We start from the raw sequence: 22,468 nt of genomic DNA, 5'->3' as shown, positions 1-22,468 counted from the left end.
GCCGCCGGCAACACCGTTGATCGGCATGTCACCGGCACATAGGTTCCGGGCATGACGCATGTACGGATCGGTGTGATGTACGACCGCGCCTGGGCGCCGGAAGAGCTGCCCGGGTTCGCGCGGCGGGCCGAGGCTCTCGGGGTGGACGACCTGTGGGTGGTCGAGGACCTCGGGTGGAACGGCGGGGTGTCGGCGGCGGCGATCGCCCTGGGAGCGACGGAGCGCATCCGGGTGGGCCTCGGCATCGCGCCCGCCCCGCTGCGCAGCCCGGCCCTGCTGGCGATGGAACTGGCCACGCTGGCACGGGTGTTCCCTGGGCGGCTGGTGGCCGGGATCGGGCACGGGGTGCGGGAGTGGATGGCCCAGGCGGGCGTCGCGCCGCGCTCGCCGCTCGCCCTGCTGGAGGAGACGATCACTTCGGTGCGCACGCTGTTGCGCGGGCAGCGGGTGGAGCTGGCGGGACGTGAGGTGCGTCTGGAAGGCATCGAGTTGGTGCATCCGCCGACCGAGGTGCCACCGGTGGTCGCCGGTGTCGTACGGCCCCGATCCCTCGAACTGTCCGGCCGGGTAGCGGACGGCACCGTGATCACCGAGGGCCATGGACCCGGTGACCTGGAGAACGCCCGCGCGCTGACCGCCAAGGGCGGCGCCGCGCCCGAGCACACCCTGACGGTCCTCGCCTTCGCCTCCGTCGGTGACGACGCCGACGAGGTGGCCCGTGCCCTGCGGCCGCACATCGAAGGTCACGCCGACTGGCTCGGCCGCCCGCAGGACGAGGTGTTCACCATCGCGGGACCCGCCTCGCGGGCCGCCGAACGGATCGGCGAGCTTTCGGCGGCCGGTGCGGACACGGTCGTCCTGCGGATCGCCGGCGCGGAGCCGCTGCGGCAGTTGGAGGCCCTCCTGGAGGCGGCCGGGCGTCGGGGCTGAAGGTCAGCTAGGAGAGTGCGGGGAAGGGTGGCGGCGGCGCCTGCGTTGCGCGGTCCTGAGCGCACCCGTCCCTGAAGCAACCACCCGGACCGGGCGTCGCGGGACCTGCAGGACCGGGAGTGGCACTGTCGCACCGAGTGGGCCGACCGGGGCTTCATCACTCGGGTCGGCCTTCTTCACGGGCAGCAGGAACTCCTCGTAACGGCCGAGTGCAAGCACCATGCCGAGCATGAGAAGCGGGATGATCACGGCAAGGAGTGCCATGGCCGATTCCTCCCCGAGGATGTGCGTGGAGGGCGGGTGTCGGGTTCCCGGCTTTCGGGCCGCAAACCCTGTGTCGCCCTCCGGTCTTCGGGTACGCGGAGCCCACCCCCGAAGATCTGGAGGGAGTCATGCAGCGAGGCAGTGACCGGCTGAGCGTCCACCGCGACGAAGAGATGAAGCACGAACTCCAGGGTCTGCTCCGGTCCGGGCACCCCACGCGGACCGAGGAATGGCACGACCCGGAGCCCACCGCCGACGACGACCCGGAGGTCGCGGGCGGTCCGATCGCACCGGGACGCTCCCGCGCGTCCCTGGCCGCGGTCCGTACGGAACTGGCCCGGCACCTGAACCGCCACGTGTTCCCCGCGGGCCCCCGCGAACTCGTCCAGGCACTGCGCCGCGCGTACGCGCCCGACGCCCTGATCGAGCCCGTGGAGCGGCTGCCCCGCACGGCGCGCTACAGCACCGTCCAGGAGCTGGCGGAGGCCCTCGCCGGGGAGCGACGGGCGTAGACCGGCACGCGGCCGGATCCTGCGGTCGCCGGAGTACGAGGGTCCGCCGCGGCGCATGGGCCCCGGGCCCGGGGGTACTGCGGGCGGCGTCACCCCGACGACGGCCCTGGGCCGGGAACGGAGGAAGGACCGACAGTGATGGCAGCGAGCGCGGATTTCGTCAGGGAGGTCATGACACCGGGCGTGGTCGCCGTCCGCCCGGACGCGTCACTCGTCGAGGCGGCGCAGCTGATGCGGTCGCAGGGCATCGGCGATGTGCTGGTGGCCGACGGGCAGCAGGTCGTGGGCGTGCTCACCGATCGTGACATCACGGTGCGGGCGGTGGCTGACGGCGTCGATCCGCTGACGGTGAGCGCACAGTCCGTGTGCACCCCGGATCCGGTGCTGGTCGGCCCGGACGATCCGGTTTCGGCCGCGGTGGCGCTCATGCGCGCGCACGCCGTCCGCCGGCTGCCGGTCGTGGAGGACGGGCTGCCGGTCGGGATGGTGAGTCTCGGCGATCTGGCCACGGTGCAGGACCCGGACTCGGCACTCGCCGAGATCAGTCTTGCCGTGCCGGACGGCCGGGGCGGCGTATGAGCCGGGACCAGGCCGCCGAGATCAGCGCCACCGGTGTCACCGTCGACGTCGGTGATGTGACCACCCGCTATCTGCTGTACGGGCTGCTGCCGGGCTGGTTCGTGCCCGGTCTCGCGGACTGGGTGATGCACCGGCGCAGCCGCATCGAGGACACGGCGGGCACCAAGGAGTCGTTGATCCACTCGCTGATGATGGCGGAGGTCGGCATCCCCATCGCGCTGACCTTGCGCTACGAGGTCAACCCGCTGCTCCTGGCGGTGCAGTTGGGCGGCGCCGCGGTGCATGAGGCGACCGCGCTGTGGGACGTGCGTACGGCGGTGAAGAGCGACCGTGAGGTCACCCCGCTGGAGCAGCACATCCACAGCTTCCTGGAGTCGCTGCCCTACGGCGCGCTGTCCGCGCTGATGTGTCTGCATGCCGACCAGGTCAAGGCACTGCTGCGCGGCGGCGCGGGCCGCGCCGACGCCTGGCGTCTGGTGCCGCGCCGCCGCCCGCTGTCCCGCGGCTATCTCGCGGGCATCGCCGCCGCGATCGGCACCTGTGTGGTGCTGCCGTACGGCGAGGAGCTCGTGCGCTGTGTGCGCGCGGGCCGCCGCAACAAGAAGCGCGCCACCTCCGACGAGGCCAACTGGCGTGCTGGGAAAGGACGTTGAAGCATCATGCGTATCGCATTCCTGACCGCACCCGAGGGTGTCGAGCAGATCGAGCTCACCGATCCGTGGCAGGCGGCGAAGGACGCGGGTCACGAACCCGTGCTGGTGTCGACCAAGCCGGGCCGCATCCAGGCCTTCGACCACCTCGACAAGGCGGACACCTTCCCCGTGGACGAGGTGGTGGGCGAGACCTCGGCCGCCTCCTTCGGCGCACTGGTCCTGCCGGGCGGCGTGGCGAACCCCGACTTCCTGCGCATGGACGAGAAGGCCGTCGCTTTCGTACGGGACTTCTTCGAGCAGGGCAGGCCCGTCGCCGCGATCTGCCATGCCCCGTGGACGCTGGTCGAGGCGGACGTCGTACGGGGCCGTGAGCTGACCTCCTGGCCGAGCCTGAAGACGGACATCAGCAACGCGGGCGGCACCTGGGTCGACGAACAGGTGAAGATCGACGACAACGGCACCGGCAAGCTGGTCACCAGCCGCAAGCCGGACGACCTGAAGGCGTTCTGTGACGCCTTCCTGCATGTGTTCGCAGAGGGGGCCGGCTGATGGGCTCCCCCGCCGACCGGAAGCAGCAGCAGCGCGCCTCCTTCCACGCCGACGATCCGGCGGGCGGGCCGCTCACCACCGACCAGGGCGTCGAGGTCGACCACACCGACGACTCGCTGGCCGCCGGCGAGCGCGGTCCGACGCTGATGGAGGACTTCCACTTCCGGGAGAAGCTGACCCACTTCGACCACGAGCGCATCCCCGAGCGGGTGGTGCACGCGCGGGGCGCGGGCGCGTACGGGTACTTCGAACCGTACGAGTCCTGCGCGGAGTTCACCCGCGCGGCCTTTCTGCAGGACCCCTCCGTGCAGACGCCGGTCTTCGTGCGGTTCTCGACCGTGCAGGGGCCGCGCGGCTCGGCGGACACCGTGCGGGACGTGCGCGGCTTCGCGACCAAGTTCTATACGTCGGAGGGCAATTACGATCTGGTCGGGAACAACTTCCCCGTCTTCTTCATCCAGGACGGCATCAAGTTCCCCGACTTCGTGCACGCGGTGAAGCCGGAGCCGCACAACGACATCCCGACGGGCGCCTCCGCGCACGACACCCTCTGGGACTTCGTGTCGCTGCAGCCCGAGACGCTGCACGCGATCATGTGGCTGATGTCGGACCGGGCGATCCCGCGCAGCTACCGCATGATGCAGGGCTTCGGCGTGCACACCTTCCGGTTCGTGAACGCCGAGGGGCGCGGCACCTTCGTGAAGTTCCACTGGAAGCCGAAGCTCGGCGTGCACTCCCTGGTGTGGGACGAGGCACAGGAGTGTCAGGGCCGCAACCCGGACTTCAACCGGGGCGACCTGTGGGACGCGATCGAGGCCGGCGAGTACCCGGAGTGGGAGCTGGGCGTCCAACTGGTGCCGGAGGAGGACGAGTTCGCCTTCGACTTCGACCTGCTCGACGCCACGAAGATCATCCCGGAGGAGCAGGTACCGGTCCGGCCGATCGGCCGGATGGTCCTCAACCGCAACCCGGAGAACTTCTTCGCCGAGACCGAGCAGGTGGCCTTCCACACGGCCAATGTCGTCCCGGGCATCGACTTCACCAACGACCCCCTGCTGCAGGCCCGCAACTTCTCCTATCTCGACACCCAGTTGATCCGCCTGGGCGGCCCCAACTTCACGCAGATCCCGGTCAACCGTCCGGTGGCACCCGTGCGCACCAACCAGCGCGACGGCTACCACCAGAGCGCGATCCACCAGGGCACGAACTACTTCCCGAACTCGCTCGGCGGCGGCTGCCCCGCCCATGCCGGGGTGGACGCGAACGCCTACACGCACTATGCGGAACGCGTCGACGGCGCCAAGATCCGCAAGCGCAGCGAGAGCTTCAAGGACCACTACAGCCAGCCCGCGATGTTCTTCCACAGCATGACGGACTGGGAGAAGCAGCACATCGTGGCGGCCTTCCGCTTCGAGCTCGGCAAGGTCGACGCGATGACCGTCCGGGCCCGGACGGTCGAGCAACTGGCCAAGGTGGACGGCGGGTTGGCTCGCGAGGTGGCGCGCGGCATCGGGGTGCCGGAGCCGGACGGCACCGAGCCGGGGACGTACAAACTCACCTCGCCCGCGCTCAGCCTCGAGTCACTGCGCGGCGACGGCTCGATCCGCACCCGGCAGATCGCGGTCCTCGTCACCGACGGCGTGGACGCCGAGCAGGTGACCTCGGTACGGGAGGCGCTGGCCGCCGAGGGTGCGGTCGTCGAGGCGCTCGCGCCGACGGACGGCATGGTCAGGGGCGCCGACGGCGAGTCGTACGCGGTCGACCGTGCACTGCCGACCGTCGCCTCCGTGCTGTACGACGCGGTGCTGCTGCCCGGCGGGCAGGACGGAGCCCCGGCGGTGGCGAAGGATCCGGACGCGCTGCGCTTCGTGCGGGACGCCTACCGGCACGGCAAGCCCGTGGGCGCGCTCGGCTCGGGCGTGGACGTCCTGTCCGCACTGGAACCCGAGGGCCTGCGGCTGTCCACCGGGGACCGGCGCACGGTGGCCGACCGGGGCGTGGTGACGGACACGTCACCGGGCACCCCGGACACCGAGTTCGTACAGGCGTTCGTCGACGCGATTGCGGCGCACCGGCATTGGGACCGGCCGCCGGTACGCCACTGAGGAGGCGCCGTGTTTCAGGGAGTCGCCGACTCCCCGCACCGGCGGTCCCGTGCGCCTTCACGGGTGCGGCCCGCGGCCACCATGCGCCGCGGGTTGCGGCGCAGGTACTCGCCCTCCAGCTGGGCCATGCGATCGTTGTGGGCCCGCAGCGCGTCCGTCGAGCCGTACAGCAGCGTGTCGTGGCGCGTGCGGTGGATCGTCTCCAGCTCCTTCATGAGCTGCTGGTCGTCCAGCCGGCTGGGGTCGACTCCGGTCATGGTGGCACCCCGCTCGTCGTGTTCGTCCATGCGGTCCGGGTACCCGCCCGGAGAGCACCAGTCCCAAGCGGCATCCGGGAGGGAACCATGGATCTCGCTTTTCTGCATCCACTCTACGAACATCCGGGCCCCTGGGCCTCCGTGTACGTCGACACTTCCCGGCATACGGAGGACACGCCCCACGAACGACATCTCACGGCCGTGGCGCTCGCCCGCGACCTCGATCGGCAGGGGGCGGACCAGGCGACGTGCCAGGCCGTCCAGGAGGCACTCGACGGGCTGCAGCACTCCTCCGAGCCTCACGGGCGAGCCCTGTTCGCCCGCGCCGGCGAGGTGGTGCTGGACCCGGCGCTGGCCCGGCCCCCGCAGCGGGACAGCGCCCACTGGGCGCCGCTGCCGCACACCGCGCCCCTGCTGGAGCTGGCCGGTGAGGACCCGGCCTGTGTGGTGGCGTACATCGACCGCAAGGGCGCGGACTTCGAGCTGCGCACCTCGCTGGGCGGGCAGGAGGCCGGCACGGTCAGCGGGCGGCAGTGGCCGGTCCACCGTACGAGCACGGGGGACTGGTCGGTGCGGCACTTCCAGCTGAAGGTGGAGAACACCTGGGAGCACAACGCGGCCGAGATCGCCGACGCGCTCGTCGTCTGTCAGGAGGAGACCCGCGCCGACCTGCTGGTTCTCGTGGGTGAGGAGCGGGAGAAGCGAGCGGTGCACGACCGGCTGCCCCGGCGGCTGCAGGACATGGTCGTCGAGGCCCCGCACGGCGCCGGCAGCAGGCTGCTCGACGAGGATGTCGAGCAGGCCCGCACCGAGCACGTACGGCAGCGGGCGGAGCGGGAGCTGGAACGGTTCCTGGCGGCCCGCGAACCGGGCGCCGAGGGGCGCTCCGGTGCCGTGGAGGGGGTGCCCGCCCTGGTCGAGGCCGCCCGCGAGCACCGCATCGAGGAACTGCTGGTCCGGCCCGAGGGCCCCGACGCGCACCGCGAGGTGTGGATCGGCGAGGACCCCGACCAGCTGGCGGTCCGCCGCACGGATCTGAAGATCCTCGGCGAACAGCGCTCCTGGCCGGCCCGCGCGGACGACGCCCTCATCCGCTCGGCGGTGACGACGGGCGCCCCGGCCCTGTCGGTGACCCCGGCGGCCGGGGCGACAGGGGGCCAGATCCCTGCGGGCGGCCTGGGCGCGCTGCTCCGCTGGACGTGACATATCCAGCCAGCCCGGCGTTTGAGGACGAGGCCCCTTAAGGGCCGAACGGGGGTCTGGGGGCAGAGCCCCCAGACCCCGGCCTCGAACTACCGCACCCGCTCCACGCGCCGCTCGTCCCACACCGGCTCGGCGGTCTCCCGCACACGCCCGTCACTGCCGAACACCAGATACCGGTCGAAGGACCGGGCGAACCAGCGGTCATGCGTGACCGAAAGCACCGTGCCGTCGAAGGCCTCCAGCCCCTCCTGCAGCGCCTCGGCGGACTCCAGGTCCAGGTTGTCGGTCGGTTCGTCCAGCAGCAGGGCCGTCACGCCCTCCAGTTCGAGCAGCAGGATCTGGAACCGGGCCTGCTGCCCCCCGGACAGGCGGTCGAACGTCTGCTCGGCCTGGTTCGTGAGCTCGTAGCGGCGCAGCCGGGACATCGCCGCACCCCGGTCCTGGGAGTGCTCCTGCCACAGGATGTCCAGCAGCTTGCGGCCCTGGAGCTCGGGATGGGCATGCGTCTGCGCGAAATGTCCGGGCACGACCCGCGCCCCGAGCTTCCACTCCCCCGTGTGCGCCACCTCCTCGCCGGCCAGCAGCCGCAGGAAGTGCGACTTGCCCGAGCCGTTGGAGCCGAGGACGGCGACCCGCTCGCCGTAGAAGACCTCCAGGTCGAAGGGCTTCATCAGACCGGTCAGTTCAAGTCCCTTGCACGTGACCGCCCTTACGCCGGTGCGGCCGCCCTTGAGGCGCATCGTGATGTCCTGCTCACGCGGCGGCTCCGGCGGCGGGCCCGCCTCCTCGAACTTGCGCAGCCGGGTCTGCGCCGCCTGGTAGCGGGACGCCAGCTCATGGCTGATGGACGCCGCCTGACGAAGGCTCAGCACCAGCTTCTTCAGCTGGGCGTGCTTCTCGTCCCAGCGGCGGCGCAGCTCCTCGAATCGGGCGAAGCGTTCACGCCGGGCGTCGTGGTAGGTGGCGAAGCCGCCGCCGTGCACCCAGGCGTCGGCGCCCGCGGGCGAGGGCTCCACCGACACGATCTTCTCCGCGGCACGGGCGAGGAGTTCACGGTCGTGGGAGACGAAGAGGACCGTCTTGCGGGTCTCCTTCAGCCGCTCCTCCAGCCAGCGCTTGCCGGGCACGTCGAGGTAGTTGTCGGGCTCGTCCAGCAGCAGCACCTCGTCGGTGCCCCGCAGCAGCGCCTCCAGCACGAGCCGCTTCTGCTCACCGCCGGACAGCGTGCGCACCTGCCGGAACTGCGCCTTCTCGTACGGCACCCCGAGCGCGGCCGTGGTGCACATGTCCCACAGCGTCTCCGCCTCGTACCCGCGCGCCTCCGCCCAGTCCGAAAGGGCCTGCGCGTACTGCAGCTGGGCCGCCTCGTCGTCCACGGTCATGATGCCGTGCTCGGCCTTGTCGACGGCCTGCGCGGCCTCCCGGATCCGGGGCGGCGCCACGGACACCAGCAGGTCCCGTACGGTCGTCTCGTCCCGTACGGACCCCACGAACTGCCGCATCACGCCGAGGCCGCCACTGACGGTGACGCTTCCGCCGTGCGGTTTCAGCTCGCCGGAGATCAGCCGCAGCAGGGTCGTCTTGCCGGCGCCGTTCGGTCCGACCAGGGCGACGACGGCCCCTTCGCCCACCCGGAAGGACACATCGCCGAGCAGCGCCCTCCCGTCGGGGAGGTAGTACTCGAGGTGCGCGGCTTCCAGATGTCCCATGAGGAGGCATTCTGCGGGCCGTGCCGGGCGTCCGGCAAACGCTTATGCGGTTTGGTCGAGCGGACGGCCCGCGGGTCCGCCCTCACCCACCGGGGCCACCACGGCGCCCGCCCACGACAGGGCCTTCCAGCCGTCGGCGGGCGAACCCTCCAGGACCACCACACCGGTGTTGTCGAGGGGGCGGGCCGCGGCGAAGGGGACGTCGACGTTGTCGGCGCGGGCCGCGGTCCACATGCGGATCGCCGCGCCGTGGCTGACCATGGCGACCGTCGCGGCGCCGCTGCGTGCGGCCTCGGCGACGACGGCGTCGTAGCGGGCGAGCGCCTCGGCGCCGCTCTCGCCGCCCGGCATCCGCAGCTCGGTGTCGCCGGCCGCCCACGCGAACACGGTCTTCATGTAGAGCGCGCCCTGTTCGGTGTCGCCGGGCAGCATCTCCAGGTCGCCCGCGGTGAGCTCGCGGATGCCGTCGCGGACCAGGACGTCGAGGCCGCGGGCGGCGGCCAGCGGGGCGGCGGTGAGCTGCGTACGGACCAGGGTGGAGGCGTACAGGGCTTCGATGTCCTCGTCGGCGAGCGCCTCGGGGAGGGCGGCGGCCTGCTGCTCGCCGAGTGCGGTCAGGCCAGGGCCCGGCACGGCGGTGTCGAGCAGGAAATCGACGTTCGAGGGGGTCTGACCGTGGCGTATGAGGAGCAGACGCATACAGGGCCCTCCGGGTGTCGATCACCGCCCGTGGGACAAAGAACGGGCACTTCAGGGTACCCGGCACTCCATGAGCCCCGACGTCGACCTCACCGTCCCGAAGCCCGGCCCGCACCCGCTGCGCAGCCGGCTGCTCGCCCTCGACTGCCGTCTCTTCGAGTTCGCCGCCGAGCGGAACTGGCCGGCCGCCGAGCGTGTGCTGCCCCGGCTGAGCCGGAGCGCGAACCACGGTGTGCTGTGGTTCGCGGCGGCAGCCGCCATGGCGGCGAGCCGCACCCCGCGGGCCCGCCGGGCCGCCGCGCGCGGTCTCGCCTCGCTCAGTCTGGCCTCCCTGACCATCAACACGCTCGGCAAGCGCTCGGTGCGCCGCCCCCGGCCGGTGCTGGATCCGGTGCCGCTGGTGCGGCAGCTGAAGCGGCAGCCGATCACGACCTCGTTCCCCTCCGGGCACTCCGCGTCCGCGGCCGCGTTCGCGACGGGCGTCGCACTGGAGTCGCCGGCCTGGGGTGCGGCGGTGGCCCCGGTCGCCTGGTCCGTGGCGCTCTCCCGGGTGTACACGGGGGTGCACTTCCCGAGCGATGTCCTCGCGGGAGCCGTCCTCGGCGTGGGCGCCGCCTACGCCGTACGGGGTCTGGTGCCGACCCGCGCCCAGCTCGTCCCGCCCGCCCGGCCCCGCGCCGAGGTCGCCGCGCTGCCGGACGGTGCGGGCCTGGTGGTGGTGGCCAACAACGGCTCGGGCACCGCCGACCGGGTGCGCGCCCTGCGGGACAGCCTGCCCGCCGCGGAGGTCGTCGAGTGCCAACCGGGCGACCTGCGCGCCGAGTTGGAGAAGGCCGCGACCCGCGCCCGGGTGCTCGGCGTGTGCGGCGGCGACGGCACGGTCAACGCGGCCGCCGAGGTCGCCCTGCGCCACGACCTGCCCCTCGCCGTGCTGCCCGGCGGCACCCTGAACCACTTCGCCTACGACCTGGGGGTCGAGGACGTCCGCGATCTGAGCCGGGCCGTGAAGCAGGGCGAGGCGGTGCGCGTGGACGTCGGCCGGTTCGTCTGCGGCGAGCAGCAGGGCGTCTTCCTCAACACCTGCAGCCTGGGCGTCTACCCGGAGCTGGTGCGGGTACGGGACCGCTGGTCGGGCCGGATCGGCGGCTGGCCGGCCGGGGTGCTCGCGGCCCTGCGCGTCCTGCGCACGGGCCGGCACCCGCTGGAGGCCGAGTTCGACGGCCAGACCCGCCCGCTGTGGCTGCTGTTCGTCGGCAACGGCACCTACCACCGGATGGGCCTGGCGCCCGGCCGCCGCCTCGACCTCGCGGACGGCCGGCTCGACGTACGAGTGGTGCACGGAGGCCGTCGTCCCGCGCTACGGCTGCTCGCGGCCGCCCTGGCGGGCCCGCTGACCCGCTCCCCCGTCCACGCGGCGGTCCAGGTGGGCCGTCTGCACCTGAAGGGCGTCGCCCCCGGCACGCTCCTCGCCCATGACGGAGAAGTCACCGAGGCGGAGGGCGAAGTGACGCTGGAGAAGCTCCCCGAGGCGCTCACCGTGTACCGCCCCCTCACCACCGGCTGACACCCCGTCAGTCCATATAGCAAAACGTGGGTCTCATCATTCGACATGCGCGCGTACGGTGATGCGTACCGACAAGCCGTCGAACAGGGGAGTTCCGCCATGTCGAAGCCGCAGGAGACCGCCGTCTACACGCACGGGCACCACGAGTCGGTGCTGCGCTCCCACACCTGGCGGACCGCCGCCAACTCCGCGGCCTATCTGCTCGGTTCGCTGAAGCCCCACATGAAGATCCTGGACATCGGCTGCGGTCCGGGCACCATCACCGCCGACCTGGCGGCCCTGGTCCCCGACGGGCACGTCACCGGCGTCGACCAGGCGCCGGAGATCCTGGACCAGGCCCGGGCCACGGCCGCCGAACGGGGCCTGACGAACGTCGACTTCGCGGTCGCGGACGTACACGCCCTGGACCACCCCGACGACACGTTCTGCGTGGTCCACGCGCACCAGGTGCTGCAGCACGTCGGCGACCCGGTGCAGGCGCTGCGGGAGATGGTGCGGGTGACGAAGCCGGGCGGGTTCATCGCCGTCCGCGACTCGGACTACGCGGCCATGGCCTGGTACCCCGCGTCCCAGGGCATGGACGACTGGCTGGACCTGTACCGCCGGGTGGCCCGCGCCAACGGCGGCGAGCCGGACGCCGGGCGGCGGCTGAAGTCCTGGGCGCTGCGGGCGGGCCTGACCGACGTGACCGCCACCTCCAGCACGTGGACATTCTCCACAGCGCAGGAACGGGCCTGGTGGAGCGGGCTGTGGGCGGACCGGACCCTCGCTTCGGCCTACGCCGAGCGGGCCACCGGGGGCGGGCACGCCACCAGCGAGCAGCTGCGGGCCGTCTCGGAGGCCTGGCGGGAGTGGGGCGCACAGGAGGAGGGCTGGTTCAGTGTGCTGCACGGAGAGATTCTGTGCCGAAAAGGCGCCTGAATCTCCTTTTCCGGGATACCCGTAGAACAGGAGGTTCGGATTATGGTTGCTGTTCTGCTCGTACTGCTTCTCGCACTGATTCTTTTCGGCGCGGGATTTGCACTGAAGGTACTGTGGTGGGTTGCACTGGCGGTTATCGTGCTGTGGCTGCTGGGATTCCTGGTGCGCGGCACAACAGCGGCCGGGGGCAGGGGTCGCTGGTACCGCTGGTAGTCAGCTCCTGGGAAGCAACGGCCCGAGCGGCCCGAGGTCCAGATTCAGGTCCTCGGGCCGCAGTCCGTAGCGCTCGCGCAGCTCGGTCATACGGTCGTCGAGCAGCATGAGCGTGAGCCCGATCCGCTCCTCCTGGTCCTCACTGAGGTCCCCGGCGTCGAAGCGGCGCAGCGCCTGGCGCTCCATGAGCTGGCGCAGCAGCTCGACCACGGTCAGCACGAGCTTGACGAGGTCGCGCTCGACGGTGTCGGGTTCCAGGTCGAGACGGTTGCGGTGCTGGGTCATGTGAGTTCCCCCCAGGGTGACGGAACCTGCTCGTTCACCGAGCTGATCAGCGCGTTCAGGTCGATGCGCACCAGGTCGACGTCCGCGATGCGCAGGGTGATGTCCCCGGTGATGACGACGCCGCCGGCGAGCAGCCGGTCCAGCAGGTCCACCAGGGCGATCTCACGACGTTCGACAACCGTCACGACTCTTCCCCCGCAAACGAATAGGCGGCCCACGGGCCGGTGAGTTCGACTCGTATCGCAGGACTGCTCAGCTTTGTTTCGTCCTTGCTCCGGTCCACCAGCTCCACGAATTCCTCGGAATCACGGCGGGACACCAGATAGGCGGCGTTGAGAACATTCCGGCCGGAGACTCCGGAGAGGGCGGGATTCTGCGGAGCATGCAATCGGGAGTCATCGGCGTAGGCGGAAAGCGCCGCATGCAGGTGCTCGGCGAACTCCTCCGTCTGCTTCCACATGTCCTCACTCGCGCGGACGCTCATACGCCGCTGTCGCAGATAGTCCCGGCCCGAGGCCGCCTTCTGCGCGGGGGCACCGGAATCCTCCGGCTGGGGTTGGGCGTACACCTTGACGCCCCATTCCACCCGCCCCTCCAGCCGGTCGAGGGTGCGCCGGAAGTCGTCCTCGCGCGCCTCCATCATCACGCGGACACCGCTGTCGTCCCGGAAGACGGTTCCGAGCCGCAGCGGCAGCGGGGTGGTGACGACGGTGAGCGCGTCGATCACGCTCTGATGGGCCCGCGCCGTCTCGGTCAGCCAGTCGAGGTCCTCCAGATGCCTGCGGAGCGGCTCCTCCGCGAAGTCCCGCTCCGGCACATGACTGACCACGGCGATCAGGCCGTGGTGGGTGAGCACTCTGGGCGGATCACCCGCCACGCCTTTCAGCTGGGACTGCAACGGGGCGCCGAAGGGACGGCAGACGGCGTAGACGTACCGCAGTCCGGTCATGGGGCCTCCTCCTCTTCGCGCACGGCACGGCCCTCTTCGAGCCGGCCGTTCTCCAGTTGAGCGAGGCGCTCGCGCAACTCGGCGTTCTCCCGCGCGAGTTCCTTGCGGCGGGCACCGGAGGACAACGCGGGGTCGTCCTCCCACCAGTCGATGCCCATCTCCTTCGCCTTGTCGACCGAGGCCACGATCAGGCGGAGTTTGACGGTGAGGAGTTCGATGTCGAGCAGGTTGATGCGGATGTCACCGGCGATCACGATGCCCTTGTCGAGCACACGCTCGAGGATGTCGGCGAGGTTGGCGCCGCCGTTGGATCCGTAGGGCTCGGGCAGCCGGCCGGCCATGGTCATCGACGGCTCCCGCTGTGGGCGGGTTCGTACTCGGGTTCCTGCTCTTCCTCGTACTCGTCCTCGCCCTCGTCCTCTTCGTCCTCGTACTCGTCCTCAGGCTCTTCTTCGCCTTCTGCGCCTTCTTCTTCCTCTTCCTCCTCGTCGAACTCCTCTTCCTCCCCTCCGGGCTCGTCGTCTTCCTCGTACTCGCCGGTCTCCTCGCCGTTCTCCTCCTCGCCGTTCTCCTCCTCGGCGATCGCGTCCTCGTGGCTGCGGACGACCTCGCCGTCGCTGATCTCGCCGCGCCAGCCGTCCTCGGCCTCGCCCTTGAGGGTGATGAACCGGACGAAGTTCTTGAGGTCGAGCCGGGCCCTGCGGCCCTGGGCGCGCCAGAGGTTGCCGGTCTTCTCGAACAGGCCCTTGGGGTAGTACTCGATGACCAGCAGGACGCGGGTGAGGTTGTCGTCGAGCCGGTGGAAGGAGACGACGCCCTTGGTGGTGCCCTTGCCGCCCTCCGAGGTCCAGGAGATCTTCTCGTCCGGCACCTGCTCGGTGGTCTTCGCCTTCCAGCTGCGGTTGGACCAGAAGACCTTGAGCTGCCAGTCGGACTCGGTGTCGTCGGCGCGGTTCGCGCTCTTGACGCCCTTGGCGAAGGTGCTGAAGTCCTGGTACTGGGTCCACTGGTCGTAGGCGGTGCGCTTGGGGACGCCGACGTCGACGGACTCGATGATGACCGTCGGCTTGTTGCCGGCCCCGCCCTTGCGCTTCCCCTTGCCGCCGCCGAGGTTCTTGAAGGCCTCGACCACGTTGTCCTTGGCCCGGCCGGCGCCGGTCTCCAGCGCGGCGCGCAGGGGGCCCTTGCCCTCGGCGAGCTTGCGGCCGCCGTCGAGCGCGAGCTTGGCGAAGCCCGGGCTGTTCCCCTCGGCGATGTCGTTCAGCTTGACGGTGGTCTCGCCGAGCTTGCGGCCGAAGCCGGCCAGCAGCCGGGTGGCCTGTGCGGCCAGGTACTCCTGCAGTTCGGCCTTGAGCCGGTCGGCGGCCTCGCTGTGGGCCACGTCGCTCAGCGGGCCGGTCGCGTCCTTCGCTCCGCGCGCGGCGGAGGTCGCGGAGCCGAGTGTCTCGGTCATCGCTCACCGCCTCCCTTCGGCCGGCGGGCCCGGGTGTCGCCGGATCCGCCCCTGGCGGGGGCCGTCTTGCGGGCGGCCGTCCTCTTGGCGGCGGACTTCTTCGCCGTCGCCTGCTTCGACGCGGCCTTCTTGGCCGGCGCCTTCTTCGCCGGAGCCCTCTTCGCGGCCGTCTTCTTGGCCGGGGCCTTCTTGGCGGCCTTCTTCGCGGTCTTGCGCGCCGGACCGCCTTCGGCCTCGTCGGACGGAGGCTCCTCCTCGCCCTCCGGCTCCTCGTCGTCGTACTCGTCCCGCGAGTCCTCCCCCTCAGCCTCCGAGGACTCCTCGCTCTCGTCCTCCTCCTGGGCCTCGTCCTGCTCCTCGTCGTCGAGGAGACCCTTCGCCCGGTCCGTCGCGCCCGAGAGCTGGTCGCGGACCTGGGCGGTACGTCCGTGGAGGCGGTCGGCGAGAGCGTCGATCTGCCGCTCCACCATGGCACCCGAGGCCGCCTTGCCGACACCGCGCAGGTCCTCGCGGAGCTGGTCCCCGATCTCCTTGAGCTGCGGATTGTTCTGCAGCTGCTGGGACACCAGGTCCGCGAGCGCCCGCGGGCTCAGATGCATCCGCTTGCCGGCCACCAGACTGCCGACGGCGAACGCCATTTTCATCTTCTTCGTACGTCCGAGGACGTATCCGGCCCCTACCGCGAGGCCGAGTCCCACTCGATTCATCGTGCCGTCCCGTTGCCCGTGGCCGCGCCGCCGCGCAGACCGATGTCCAGCCGGTCCAGAAGCTCGTCCTCCTGTCGGTCGAACTCCTCCTCGTCGATCTCGCCCGCCTCCAGTCGCTCCTCGAGCCGGGCGAGTTCCGCCCTGACCGTGGCGGGGTCGTAGTAGATCCGTTCTGCCTCGTGCAGCACCTGTCCGATCACCCACGCACTGCCGCGCACCGGGGCGAAGGGCAACAGGACCAGCTCCTTGATCAGTCCCACGGCCTCACTCCTGAGCGCTGCCCGGGCCGGCGGAGCTGCCCGCGTGCTCGGCGGGGCCGGGTTCGACGAAGCTGTACGGCGGCAGCGGGCCGTTGACGCGCAGCTCGATGTGCGGATGGCTCTTGCGGACCTGCTCCACCTCCGCCAGGAACGACTCGGCGGAGTCACGCTCCACGAGGAACGAGACGTTGAGCAGCCAGCCGGTGGACTCGGGGCCCGCGCTCACGGCGGCGGCCGCCGGTTCCAGGGCGCTCTGCAGCTCGGCCGCGTCCTCGGCCTCGCGCGCCTTGACCGCGGCGACGACCATCTCGCCGAGCCGCAGCCGCTGTTCGTAGCTGCCGCCGCCCGCCTGCCGGTTGGCCTCGGTCATGGCGCGGATCTCCGAGTTCTCGGACATCACGCGGTGCAGGACGGCCTCTTCCTGGTGGGTGGCCTTGACGTTGTACTCGACCTTGCCCTCCAGGGCGCGCAGTCGCTCCTTGTAGTGCTCGGCGCGTTCGGCGAGCACACCGGTGACCGTGTCGTCGTCCGGGGCCACGCTGCCGAACCGCATGGGCAGCACCGGGCCCGCCGCGCCCGCCTCGGCGAGCACGCTCTGGTGGGCGAGCAGGTCCTTGCGCTTGGGCCGCAGCCCCTCGGGGGCGTCGCTCACGACGGCCGCCAGATCGCCCTCCGTGAGGACGCGCACCGGGCGGGGCGGGTCGCCGACGCCGGTCAGGTCCTCGGGGAGCGCGGGATGCGAACTCGCGGTGATGCCGTATACGTAGGTGCTCACTCCTGCTCCTCCTTCCTGCGCGAGGACGTGGCCTTGCGGGCGCGGGGCCGGGACTCGGTCTCCCGCTCGCGGCCCTCGCCACGTGCCTGCTGGAAGGCGTCGGAGATGGTCTCCGCCGCTCCGGAGAGCGCGCCCTTGGACTTGCCGCGCGCGCCGGACTCAGTGATCTCTCCGACCATGTCGGGCAGGCCGGGGCTCTTGTGGGGTCCTGCTTCCAGGTCGAGGCGGTTGCACGCCTCGGCGAAGCGCAGATAGGTGTCGACGCTGGCCACGACGACACGTACGTCGATCTTGAGGATCTCGATGCCGACCAGGGAGACCCGCACGAACGCGTCGATCACGAGACCCCTGTCGAGGACGAGCTCCAGAACGTCATAAAGGCCACTGGAGCCGCCTCCGCCGCTCTGCTGTGCCGGGACAACGGTCATGCCGTCCGCGCCTCCTTTTCTGGGTAAGTTCCGGGAAGGCGGCCTAGCGGCCGCCGGACCTGTGTGCGTCGGCACGCCCGCGTTCGTAGCGGCGGACGCGCCGGTAGCCGGTGAGTTGTCCCTCGGGGTCCAGATCGACCTGATAGCTCGCCATCAGGCTCATCGTGTCCGGCACGCGGGCCAGTTCGAGGACCTCGACCTCCAGGGACCAGCCGTCTTCCGTCTGTTCGAAGGACGAGACGGTCTCGGCAGACATGCCGGTCAGCTCCGCGAGCTGCATGCGCGCCTGGCGCAGCACCTCCATGGGGTTCGGCCGCTTGTCCGCCGTACTCTCTTTGTCGGTATTCCGTGGACTCTGCGAATCTCTGGTGTCTTTTGTGTCAGCCATGGCCACCTCTGCGACCGGGTGGCCGCAATTGCGCTGGCCAAACCTTCAGGGGCTACGCAACGCGTCGAGCCTGCGCCGCGCCGGTCCCAGGGCGCGGCCGCGGCTCATGATCCCGGCCCAGGGATCGGTGCGGGCCTGCTCGACGGCGTCGGCGATGGTCCAGCGGCGGGCGGTCAGGTCCGGGTCGTCCAGCTGGTCCCAGGTGATGGGGGTGGCCACGGGGGCGCCGGGGCGGGCGCGCACGGTGAGGGGCGCGACCGCGGTCTGCGCGTAGGCGTTGCGGCCCACGTCGAGGTAGAGGCGGTCGCCGCGCTCCTTCTTGCGTGCGGCGGTGGTGAGCCGGTCGGGGTGGGCCCCGGCGAGGGTGTCGGCGACGTCACGGGCGAACTCGCGGACCTCGTCGAAGTCGTGCCGGCCGTTCAGCGGCACGACGACGTGCAGTCCGCGCGAGCCGGTGGTCATCAGCGCCGAGGGGAGCTCCAGCTCGTCGAGGAGTTCCCCGAGCAGCCCGGCCGCCTCGCGCACCGCCGCGAAGTCGTCACCGGCCGGGTCGAGGTCGAAGACCATCCGGTCGGGCCGGTCGAGGTGGCCGACCCGGGACAGCCAGCGGTGCAGGGTGAGGCTGGCCTGGTCGGCGAGGTAGAGGAGGGTGGCCAAGTCGTCGCACACGGTGTGGCAGACGGTGCCGCCCTCCTTGGGCACCTCGATGCGACTGATCCACTCCGGATAGTTCTCCGGGGTGTTCTTCTGCATGAAGAGCGGGCCGTCCAGGCCGTCCGGATGCCGTTCCAGCATCAGCGGGCGGCCGCGCAGATGGGGCAGCATGAGCGGGGCGGCGGACCGGTAGTAGTCGACGAGATCGCCCTTGGTGTACTCCTTCGCACGGCCGTCGCCGTTGCCGGGGAACAGCACCTTGTCGGCCCGGTGGACCTCCACGGTGCGGCGCCCGGCGCGCACGGTGCGTACATCGCCGCTCACCGCACGACCGCCTCCTCCACCAGCAGCTTCCCGGCCGCCGCGATCGACTCGGCATCGATGCCCGCGGCGTGCAGCTGCTGGTCCGGGGCGGCGGAGCCCGGCATCGTACGGACGGCCAGGCGCACCAGTCGAGGCACCGGCCGCCCGTCGAGGAAGGCGTCCAGGACGGCGTCGCCGAGGCCGCCCTCCTCGTGGTGGTCCTCCACGGTGACCAGGCAGCCGGTGTCCTCGGCGGCGCGGCGCAGAGTGAGCCGGTCCACGGGCTTGACCGAGTAGAGGTCGATGACACGGGCCTGGATGCCGTCCCGGTCCAGCGCGTCGGCGGCGGCCAGCGCCTCGGCCACGGTGACGCCGGCCGCGACGAGGGTCAGCCGGTCGTGCGGGGAGGAGCGCAGCACCTTGCTGCCGCCGATGGGGAACTCCTCGTCGGGGCCGTAGATCACCTGGCTCGCCCCGCGCGAGGTGCGCAGATACCGGATGCCCTCGCAGCCGGCCATCGCGGCGACGAGCTGCGCGGTCTGGTTGGCGTCGCACGGGTACAGCACGGTCGAGCCGTGCACCGCCCGCATCATCGCCAGGTCCTCCAGGCCCATCTGGGAGGGGCCGTCCTGGCCGATGGCGACGCCCGCGTGCGAGCCGACGAGGTTGATGCCGGCGCCGCTGACGGACGCCATGCGGATGAAGTCGTACGCACGGGTCAGGAAGGCCGCGAAAGTGGTGGCGTACGGCACCCAGCCGCGGGACGCGAGGCCCACCGCGGCGGCGACCATCTGCTGTTCGGCGATGTAGCACTCGAAGTACCGGTCGGGATGCTCCTTGGCGAAGAGCTCGGCCTTGGTGGAGTCGCCGACCTCGCCGTCGAGGGCCACGATGTCGCTGCGCCCCGTGCCGAGGGCGGTGAGCGCCTGCCCGAAGGCGTCGCGGGTGGCTACCCCCTCCTCGGGGGTGCCCTTCTCCCAGCGGGGCAGTTCGAGGTGCCCGGCGCGCACGGCGTGCAGCATGCGGGTGGCGGTCGGCTCGTGGACGTACACCCGCAGGTCGCGGAGGCCGCCGAGTTCGGCGATCGCCTCGTCGGCGTCCTTGATCGGCTTGCCGTGCAGTCCCTCGCGGTCCTGGGCGGCGCTGACGCCCTTGCCCTTGAGGGTGCGGGCGAGGATCACGGTCGGCTGCCCGGTGGTGGACAGTGCCTCGCCGTACGCGCGGTCAACGGCGTCGACGTCGTGCCCGTCCACCTCGATGGTGTGCCAGCCGAAGGCCTGGAAGCGGCGGGCGTAGGCGTCGAGGTCGTGCCCGTGCCGGGTCGGCCCGCGCTGGCCCAGCCGGTTCACGTCGACGATCGCGGTGAGGTTGTCCAGATGCTCGTACGCCGCGTGCTCGGCGGCCTCCCAGATCGACCCCTCGGCCAGCTCGCTGTCCCCGCACAGCACCCACACCCGGTAGCCGCCCCGGTCCAGCCGCTTGCCAGCCAGCGCGATGCCGACGCCGACGGGCAGCCCCTGGCCGAGCGACCCGGTGGCCGTCTCGACCCACAGCAGCCTGCGCGGTGTCGGATGCCCCTCGAGACGGCTGCCCAGCTTGCGGAAGGTGAGCAGCTCGCCGTCCTCGATGGCACCGGCCGCCTTGTAGGCGGCGTAGAGAAGGGGCGAGGCGTGCCCCTTGGAGAGCACGAAACGGTCGTTGCCGGGGTGGGCGGGCCGGTCGAAGTCGTAGCGGAAGTGGTGTGCGAAGAGTACGGCCATCAGATCCGCGGCGGACATCGAGGACGTCGGATGCCCGGACCCCGCGGCGTCGGCTGCACGCACACTGTCCACCCGCAACTGCTGGGCGAGCTCGACGAGTTCGTCGGTATTCATGAATCTCCTTCCGCGGGGCTGTCGGAACGTCGCTTCACGGGACCCGGCGGTTCGCCCGCTGCGCCACCGACCTGCCCCTCGGCGGGCTCACCACCCGGCTGGTTCTTGGCGGGCTCACCGCCCGGCTGGTTCTTCGCGGATTCACCGCCCGGCTGGTTCTTCGCGGATTCACCGCCGGGTTGGTTCTTCGCAGGCTCACTGCCGAGCCGGTCCTTCGGCGTCGCGCCACCCGGCAGGTTCTTCGCGGGCTCACCACCCGGCAGGTTCTTCGCGGGCTCACCACCCGGCAGGTTCTTCGCGGGCTCACCACCCGGCTGGTTCTTCGCGGGCTCACCACCCGGCTGGTTCTTCGCGGATTCACCGCCGGGTTGGTTCTTCGCAGGCTCACTGCCGAGCCGGTCCTTCGGCGTCGCGCCACCCGGCAGGTTCTTCGCGGGCTCACCACCCGGCTGGTTCTTCGCGGGCTCACCACCCGGCAGGTTCTTGGCGGGCTCACCGCCCGGCTGGTTCTTCGCGGATTCACCGCCGGGTTGGTTCTTTGCAGGCTCACTGCCGAGCCGGTCCTTCGGCGTCGCGCCACCAGGCGGGCCCCCGGCAGACCCGGAGGCCGGCTGCCCTTCGACGAGCTCACCGCCGGGTCCACCCTTCGAGGCGCCGCCACCGGACTCGTCCTCAGCAGACCGCGAGGCCGACCGACCCTTTGCAGGCTCACCCCGGGGCTGGTTCTTCGCAGGCTCGCCGCCCGGCTGGTTCTTCGCAGGCTCGGTGGTCCGCTCCGGCGCCCGAGCGCCCTGGCCGGTCGTGTCGGCCTCCGTGGCCGCGCCCGGGCCCGAGGCGGCTGCGGTCGCCTCCCGGGGTTCCGGCCGGCCCGGTACTCGGGCCAGTTCCGGCGAGGACGACTCCAGGGGGACCGACCAGGAGCGGACGAGGCCCAACTGGACCGCCTGGCGTGGGAGTACGGCGTCCAGGAGCCAGTCCGCGGCCACGCGGACGCGGTTGCCGGGCATGGCTGCCAGGTGGTAGCCGCGGGTGACCGCTCCGGCCAGCGGGCCGGGCAGGGGGACGCCGAGCGGGTTGGCAGCGGCCTTCGTGCCGCCCAGGTCGACGACGAAGCCCAGGTCGCGGTGGCGGTAGGCGCGCCGTTCACCGACCCCCAAAGACGCGGCGACGTTCTGCGCCGCGACCTTGCCGTGCCGCCAGGCGTGCTGCGCGGTCATCGGCGTGTACGACCCGGGGTTGTTGAGGTCCGGCACCGCGGCCGCGTCCCCGCACGCGAACACCTCGGGGCGGCCCGGCACTTGGAGGTGCGGGTCGACGAGGAGCCGGCCGCGTTCCAGCGGCTGCCCGGTGGACTCGACGAGCGGATCGGGCCGTACGCCGACACACCACACCAGCGTGCGGGTGTCGACGAACTCGCCGTCGGTCAGCAGGACCCCGCCCGGCGTGGCCTCCTTCACGGAGGTCCCCATGCGCACGTCGACGCCCCGCTGCCGCAGCACCCGGTCGGCGGTGTGCGAGAGCCGTTCGTCCATCTCGGGCAGGACGCGCGGCGCGATGTCGAGCAGCATCCAGCGAGGGCGTATCCCCTGCCGGAGCGGGTGCTTTCGCACCTGCGCCTCGGTGTACATCTGCCCGTGCGCGGCGACCTCCGTGCCGGTGTATCCGGCGCCGACCACCACGAAGGTGCACCGCGCGGCGCAGCTCTTCGGGTCGTCCGCGGCGGCGGCGAGTTCCACCTGCCGGGTGACGTGATCACGCAGATACAGCGCCTCGGGCAGCCCCCGGAAGCCGTGTGCGTACTCGGCCACGCCCGGGATCGGCAGCAGCTTGTTGACGCTGCCGACGGCGAGCACCAGCCGGTCGTACTCCAGCGTGCCGCCCTCGCCCTCCGGGTCGGTGTAGTGCACGCGCTGCCCGTCGAGGTCGACGGAGTCGGCCTCGCCGAGAACCAGCCGGACGTGCGGCAGGGTGCCGGACAGGGACACGGACACCCGGCGGGGTTCCAGGATCCCCGCGGCGACCTGGGGCAGCAGGGGCAGGTACAGGAAGTAGTCGGTCGGGTTCAGCAGGGTGACGTCGGCCTTGTGCCGCATCAGCCGGGACAGGACGCGGGCCGTCCGGTACCCGGCGAATCCGGCACCGACGATCACGATGCGGGGTCGACTCACGTTCGCCTCCGGCGCTGTCGCGTACGTCGTGCGGAGCCTTCCGCGTCCCCCTGGTCAAGGCCCCCA

Annotated in this window: 26 protein-coding genes; 10 read left to right on the top strand and 16 right to left on the bottom strand. The window is 71.5% G+C overall.

The annotated features are described in order from the left end of the window. The first annotated feature begins 51 nt into the window (after positions 1 to 51). The 6 genes from ABD355_RS01445 to ABD355_RS01420 all read left to right on the top strand — a co-directional run bounded on the left by ABD355_RS01445 (position 52) and on the right by ABD355_RS01420 (position 5,592). The gene (locus ABD355_RS01445; RefSeq protein ID WP_344398086.1) at positions 52 to 930 is read left to right on the top strand and encodes an LLM class flavin-dependent oxidoreductase; all 879 of its coding nucleotides are present in this window, start codon (positions 52 to 54) and stop codon (positions 928 to 930) included. A gap of 392 nt (positions 931 to 1,322) precedes the next feature. Beyond that, positions 1,323 to 1,706 carry a DUF2795 domain-containing protein gene (locus ABD355_RS01440; protein ID WP_344398085.1) on the top strand — a complete coding sequence of 128 codons (384 nt, stop codon included), beginning with the start codon at positions 1,323 to 1,325 and terminating at the stop codon, positions 1,704 to 1,706. Between the two features lie 138 nt (positions 1,707 to 1,844). Next, complete coding sequence (locus ABD355_RS01435; protein ID WP_344398084.1) at positions 1,845 to 2,285, top strand: CBS domain-containing protein; 441 nt, start codon at positions 1,845 to 1,847, stop codon at positions 2,283 to 2,285. Further along, positions 2,282 to 2,938, top strand: coding sequence for a diguanylate cyclase (locus ABD355_RS01430; RefSeq protein ID WP_344398082.1), 657 nt, complete (start codon positions 2,282 to 2,284; stop codon positions 2,936 to 2,938). Before ABD355_RS01435 ends, ABD355_RS01430 begins: the two co-directional genes overlap by 4 nt. Before the next feature lie 6 nt (positions 2,939 to 2,944). Next, a complete protein-coding gene (locus ABD355_RS01425) occupies positions 2,945 to 3,487 on the top strand; it encodes a type 1 glutamine amidotransferase domain-containing protein (RefSeq protein WP_344398081.1) in 543 nt (180 codons plus the stop codon). Continuing rightward, positions 3,487 to 5,592, top strand: a complete 2,106-nt coding sequence (locus ABD355_RS01420; RefSeq protein WP_344398080.1) for a catalase — start codon at positions 3,487 to 3,489, stop codon at positions 5,590 to 5,592. The genes ABD355_RS01425 and ABD355_RS01420 overlap by 1 nt, the downstream gene beginning before the upstream one ends. A 14-nt stretch (positions 5,593 to 5,606) precedes the next feature. On the opposite strand, the gene ABD355_RS01415 is transcribed toward ABD355_RS01420, so the two are convergent. Continuing rightward, positions 5,607 to 5,879 carry a DUF6158 family protein gene (locus ABD355_RS01415; RefSeq protein WP_115910185.1) on the bottom strand — a complete coding sequence of 91 codons (273 nt, stop codon included), beginning with the start codon at positions 5,877 to 5,879 and terminating at the stop codon, positions 5,607 to 5,609. A 57-nt stretch (positions 5,880 to 5,936) separates the two neighbouring features. Here ABD355_RS01415 and ABD355_RS01410 point away from each other — a divergent pair, with 57 nt between their 5' ends. Then, positions 5,937 to 7,052 carry a baeRF2 domain-containing protein gene (locus ABD355_RS01410; RefSeq protein WP_344398078.1) on the top strand — a complete coding sequence of 372 codons (1,116 nt, stop codon included), beginning with the start codon at positions 5,937 to 5,939 and terminating at the stop codon, positions 7,050 to 7,052. 89 nt (positions 7,053 to 7,141) lie between these two features. Here the strand turns inward: ABD355_RS01410 and ABD355_RS01405 are convergent, their stop codons facing one another. Both ABD355_RS01405 and ABD355_RS01400 read right to left on the bottom strand, forming a co-directional pair. Then, positions 7,142 to 8,761: an ABC-F family ATP-binding cassette domain-containing protein gene (locus ABD355_RS01405; protein ID WP_344398077.1), complete on the bottom strand. Its 1,620-nt coding sequence runs from the start codon at positions 8,759 to 8,761 to the stop codon at positions 7,142 to 7,144. Between the two features lie 42 nt (positions 8,762 to 8,803). Beyond that, the gene (locus ABD355_RS01400; protein WP_344398076.1) at positions 8,804 to 9,460 is read right to left on the bottom strand and encodes a histidine phosphatase family protein; all 657 of its coding nucleotides are present in this window, start codon (positions 9,458 to 9,460) and stop codon (positions 8,804 to 8,806) included. 70 nt (positions 9,461 to 9,530) lie between these two features. On the opposite strand from ABD355_RS01400, the gene ABD355_RS01395 reads away from it, so the two are divergent. From ABD355_RS01395 to ABD355_RS01385, 3 genes are all read left to right on the top strand, one after another. Next, on the top strand, positions 9,531 to 11,024 hold the full coding sequence (locus ABD355_RS01395; protein WP_344398075.1) for a bifunctional phosphatase PAP2/diacylglycerol kinase family protein: 1,494 nt from the start codon (positions 9,531 to 9,533) through the stop codon (positions 11,022 to 11,024). 99 nt (positions 11,025 to 11,123) lie between these two features. Further along, positions 11,124 to 11,945 (top strand): class I SAM-dependent methyltransferase, encoded by an 822-nt coding sequence (locus ABD355_RS01390; protein WP_344398074.1) that lies wholly within the window; start codon positions 11,124 to 11,126, stop codon positions 11,943 to 11,945. A gap of 42 nt (positions 11,946 to 11,987) precedes the next feature. Continuing rightward, positions 11,988 to 12,158, top strand: a complete 171-nt coding sequence (locus tag ABD355_RS01385; RefSeq protein ID WP_344398073.1) for a hydrophobic protein — start codon at positions 11,988 to 11,990, stop codon at positions 12,156 to 12,158. Here the strand turns inward: ABD355_RS01385 and ABD355_RS01380 are convergent, their stop codons facing one another. From ABD355_RS01380 to ABD355_RS01320, 13 genes are read right to left on the bottom strand one after another with little or no spacing between them, the layout of a single operon-like run. Then, the gene (locus ABD355_RS01380) at positions 12,159 to 12,443 is read right to left on the bottom strand and encodes a gas vesicle protein K (protein WP_344398072.1); all 285 of its coding nucleotides are present in this window, start codon (positions 12,441 to 12,443) and stop codon (positions 12,159 to 12,161) included. It abuts the gene before it with no gap. Beyond that, on the bottom strand, positions 12,440 to 12,628 hold the full coding sequence (locus ABD355_RS01375; RefSeq protein WP_030936857.1) for a gas vesicle protein: 189 nt from the start codon (positions 12,626 to 12,628) through the stop codon (positions 12,440 to 12,442). Before ABD355_RS01375 ends, ABD355_RS01380 begins: the two co-directional genes overlap by 4 nt. Further along, entirely contained in the window at positions 12,625 to 13,392 is a 768-nt protein-coding gene (locus tag ABD355_RS01370) for a GvpL/GvpF family gas vesicle protein (protein ID WP_344398071.1), read from the bottom strand. Before ABD355_RS01370 ends, ABD355_RS01375 begins: the two co-directional genes overlap by 4 nt. Next, on the bottom strand, positions 13,389 to 13,739 hold the full coding sequence (locus tag ABD355_RS01365) for a gas vesicle protein (RefSeq protein ID WP_344398070.1): 351 nt from the start codon (positions 13,737 to 13,739) through the stop codon (positions 13,389 to 13,391). Before ABD355_RS01365 ends, ABD355_RS01370 begins: the two co-directional genes overlap by 4 nt. After that, positions 13,736 to 14,845: an SRPBCC family protein gene (locus tag ABD355_RS01360; protein ID WP_344398069.1), complete on the bottom strand. Its 1,110-nt coding sequence runs from the start codon at positions 14,843 to 14,845 to the stop codon at positions 13,736 to 13,738. Before ABD355_RS01360 ends, ABD355_RS01365 begins: the two co-directional genes overlap by 4 nt. Then, on the bottom strand, positions 14,842 to 15,552 hold the full coding sequence (locus ABD355_RS01355) for a DNA primase (protein ID WP_344398068.1): 711 nt from the start codon (positions 15,550 to 15,552) through the stop codon (positions 14,842 to 14,844). The genes ABD355_RS01360 and ABD355_RS01355 overlap by 4 nt, the downstream gene beginning before the upstream one ends. After that, positions 15,549 to 15,812 carry a gas vesicle protein GvpG gene (locus ABD355_RS01350; protein ID WP_344398067.1) on the bottom strand — a complete coding sequence of 88 codons (264 nt, stop codon included), beginning with the start codon at positions 15,810 to 15,812 and terminating at the stop codon, positions 15,549 to 15,551. Before ABD355_RS01350 ends, ABD355_RS01355 begins: the two co-directional genes overlap by 4 nt. 4 nt (positions 15,813 to 15,816) lie before the next feature. Beyond that, positions 15,817 to 16,587, bottom strand: coding sequence for a GvpL/GvpF family gas vesicle protein (locus ABD355_RS01345; protein ID WP_344398066.1), 771 nt, complete (start codon positions 16,585 to 16,587; stop codon positions 15,817 to 15,819). Then, positions 16,584 to 17,015, bottom strand: coding sequence for a gas vesicle structural protein GvpA (locus ABD355_RS01340; RefSeq protein WP_344398065.1), 432 nt, complete (start codon positions 17,013 to 17,015; stop codon positions 16,584 to 16,586). Before ABD355_RS01340 ends, ABD355_RS01345 begins: the two co-directional genes overlap by 4 nt. Positions 17,016 to 17,058: 43 nt before the next feature. Next, the gene (locus ABD355_RS01335) at positions 17,059 to 17,403 is read right to left on the bottom strand and encodes a gas vesicle protein GvpO (protein WP_344398063.1); all 345 of its coding nucleotides are present in this window, start codon (positions 17,401 to 17,403) and stop codon (positions 17,059 to 17,061) included. 45 nt (positions 17,404 to 17,448) lie between these two features. Further along, positions 17,449 to 18,381: a non-homologous end-joining DNA ligase gene (gene ligD, locus ABD355_RS01330; protein WP_344398062.1), complete on the bottom strand. Its 933-nt coding sequence runs from the start codon at positions 18,379 to 18,381 to the stop codon at positions 17,449 to 17,451. Then, positions 18,378 to 20,234 carry a transketolase gene (locus ABD355_RS01325; RefSeq protein ID WP_344398061.1) on the bottom strand — a complete coding sequence of 619 codons (1,857 nt, stop codon included), beginning with the start codon at positions 20,232 to 20,234 and terminating at the stop codon, positions 18,378 to 18,380. Before ABD355_RS01325 ends, ligD begins: the two co-directional genes overlap by 4 nt. After that, a complete protein-coding gene (locus tag ABD355_RS01320) occupies positions 20,231 to 22,402 on the bottom strand; it encodes an FAD-dependent oxidoreductase (protein WP_344398060.1) in 2,172 nt (723 codons plus the stop codon). Before ABD355_RS01320 ends, ABD355_RS01325 begins: the two co-directional genes overlap by 4 nt. Positions 22,403 to 22,468: the final 66 nt, after the last annotated feature.

This window comes from Streptomyces longisporus (assembly GCF_039532765.1).
Taxonomy (GTDB): domain Bacteria; phylum Actinomycetota; class Actinomycetes; order Streptomycetales; family Streptomycetaceae; genus Streptomyces; species Streptomyces longisporus.
The sequence above is the reverse complement of the archived record's forward strand: the minus strand, read 5'-3'. Positions and strand labels throughout refer to the sequence as shown.

Excerpts from the sequence above, each read along its gene's own strand:
- ABD355_RS01355 (WP_344398068.1), bottom strand. The coding sequence starts at position 15,552 with ATGAATCGAGTGGGACTCGGCCTCGCGGTAGGGGCCGGATACGTCCTC.
- ABD355_RS01405 (WP_344398077.1), bottom strand. The coding sequence starts at position 8,761 with ATGGGACATCTGGAAGCCGCGCACCTCGAGTACTACCTCCCCGACGGG.
- ABD355_RS01370 (WP_344398071.1), bottom strand. The coding sequence starts at position 13,392 with ATGACCGGACTGCGGTACGTCTACGCCGTCTGCCGTCCCTTCGGCGCC.
- ABD355_RS01415 (WP_115910185.1), bottom strand. The coding sequence starts at position 5,879 with ATGGACGAACACGACGAGCGGGGTGCCACCATGACCGGAGTCGACCCC.
- ABD355_RS01430 (WP_344398082.1), top strand. The coding sequence starts at position 2,282 with ATGAGCCGGGACCAGGCCGCCGAGATCAGCGCCACCGGTGTCACCGTC.
- ABD355_RS01360 (WP_344398069.1), bottom strand. The coding sequence starts at position 14,845 with ATGACCGAGACACTCGGCTCCGCGACCTCCGCCGCGCGCGGAGCGAAG.
- ABD355_RS01410 (WP_344398078.1), top strand. The coding sequence starts at position 5,937 with ATGGATCTCGCTTTTCTGCATCCACTCTACGAACATCCGGGCCCCTGG.
- ABD355_RS01425 (WP_344398081.1), top strand. The coding sequence starts at position 2,945 with ATGCGTATCGCATTCCTGACCGCACCCGAGGGTGTCGAGCAGATCGAG.
- ABD355_RS01445 (WP_344398086.1), top strand. The coding sequence starts at position 52 with ATGACGCATGTACGGATCGGTGTGATGTACGACCGCGCCTGGGCGCCG.
- ABD355_RS01385 (WP_344398073.1), top strand. The coding sequence starts at position 11,988 with ATGGTTGCTGTTCTGCTCGTACTGCTTCTCGCACTGATTCTTTTCGGC.
- ABD355_RS01435 (WP_344398084.1), top strand. The coding sequence starts at position 1,845 with ATGGCAGCGAGCGCGGATTTCGTCAGGGAGGTCATGACACCGGGCGTG.
- ABD355_RS01400 (WP_344398076.1), bottom strand. The coding sequence starts at position 9,460 with ATGCGTCTGCTCCTCATACGCCACGGTCAGACCCCCTCGAACGTCGAT.
- ABD355_RS01390 (WP_344398074.1), top strand. The coding sequence starts at position 11,124 with ATGTCGAAGCCGCAGGAGACCGCCGTCTACACGCACGGGCACCACGAG.
- ABD355_RS01335 (WP_344398063.1), bottom strand. The coding sequence starts at position 17,403 with ATGGCTGACACAAAAGACACCAGAGATTCGCAGAGTCCACGGAATACC.
- ABD355_RS01340 (WP_344398065.1), bottom strand. The coding sequence starts at position 17,015 with ATGACCGTTGTCCCGGCACAGCAGAGCGGCGGAGGCGGCTCCAGTGGC.
- ABD355_RS01440 (WP_344398085.1), top strand. The coding sequence starts at position 1,323 with ATGCAGCGAGGCAGTGACCGGCTGAGCGTCCACCGCGACGAAGAGATG.
- ABD355_RS01380 (WP_344398072.1), bottom strand. The coding sequence starts at position 12,443 with ATGACCCAGCACCGCAACCGTCTCGACCTGGAACCCGACACCGTCGAG.
- ABD355_RS01395 (WP_344398075.1), top strand. The coding sequence starts at position 9,531 with ATGAGCCCCGACGTCGACCTCACCGTCCCGAAGCCCGGCCCGCACCCG.
- ABD355_RS01325 (WP_344398061.1), bottom strand. The coding sequence starts at position 20,234 with ATGAATACCGACGAACTCGTCGAGCTCGCCCAGCAGTTGCGGGTGGAC.
- ABD355_RS01365 (WP_344398070.1), bottom strand. The coding sequence starts at position 13,739 with ATGACCATGGCCGGCCGGCTGCCCGAGCCCTACGGATCCAACGGCGGC.
- ABD355_RS01420 (WP_344398080.1), top strand. The coding sequence starts at position 3,487 with ATGGGCTCCCCCGCCGACCGGAAGCAGCAGCAGCGCGCCTCCTTCCAC.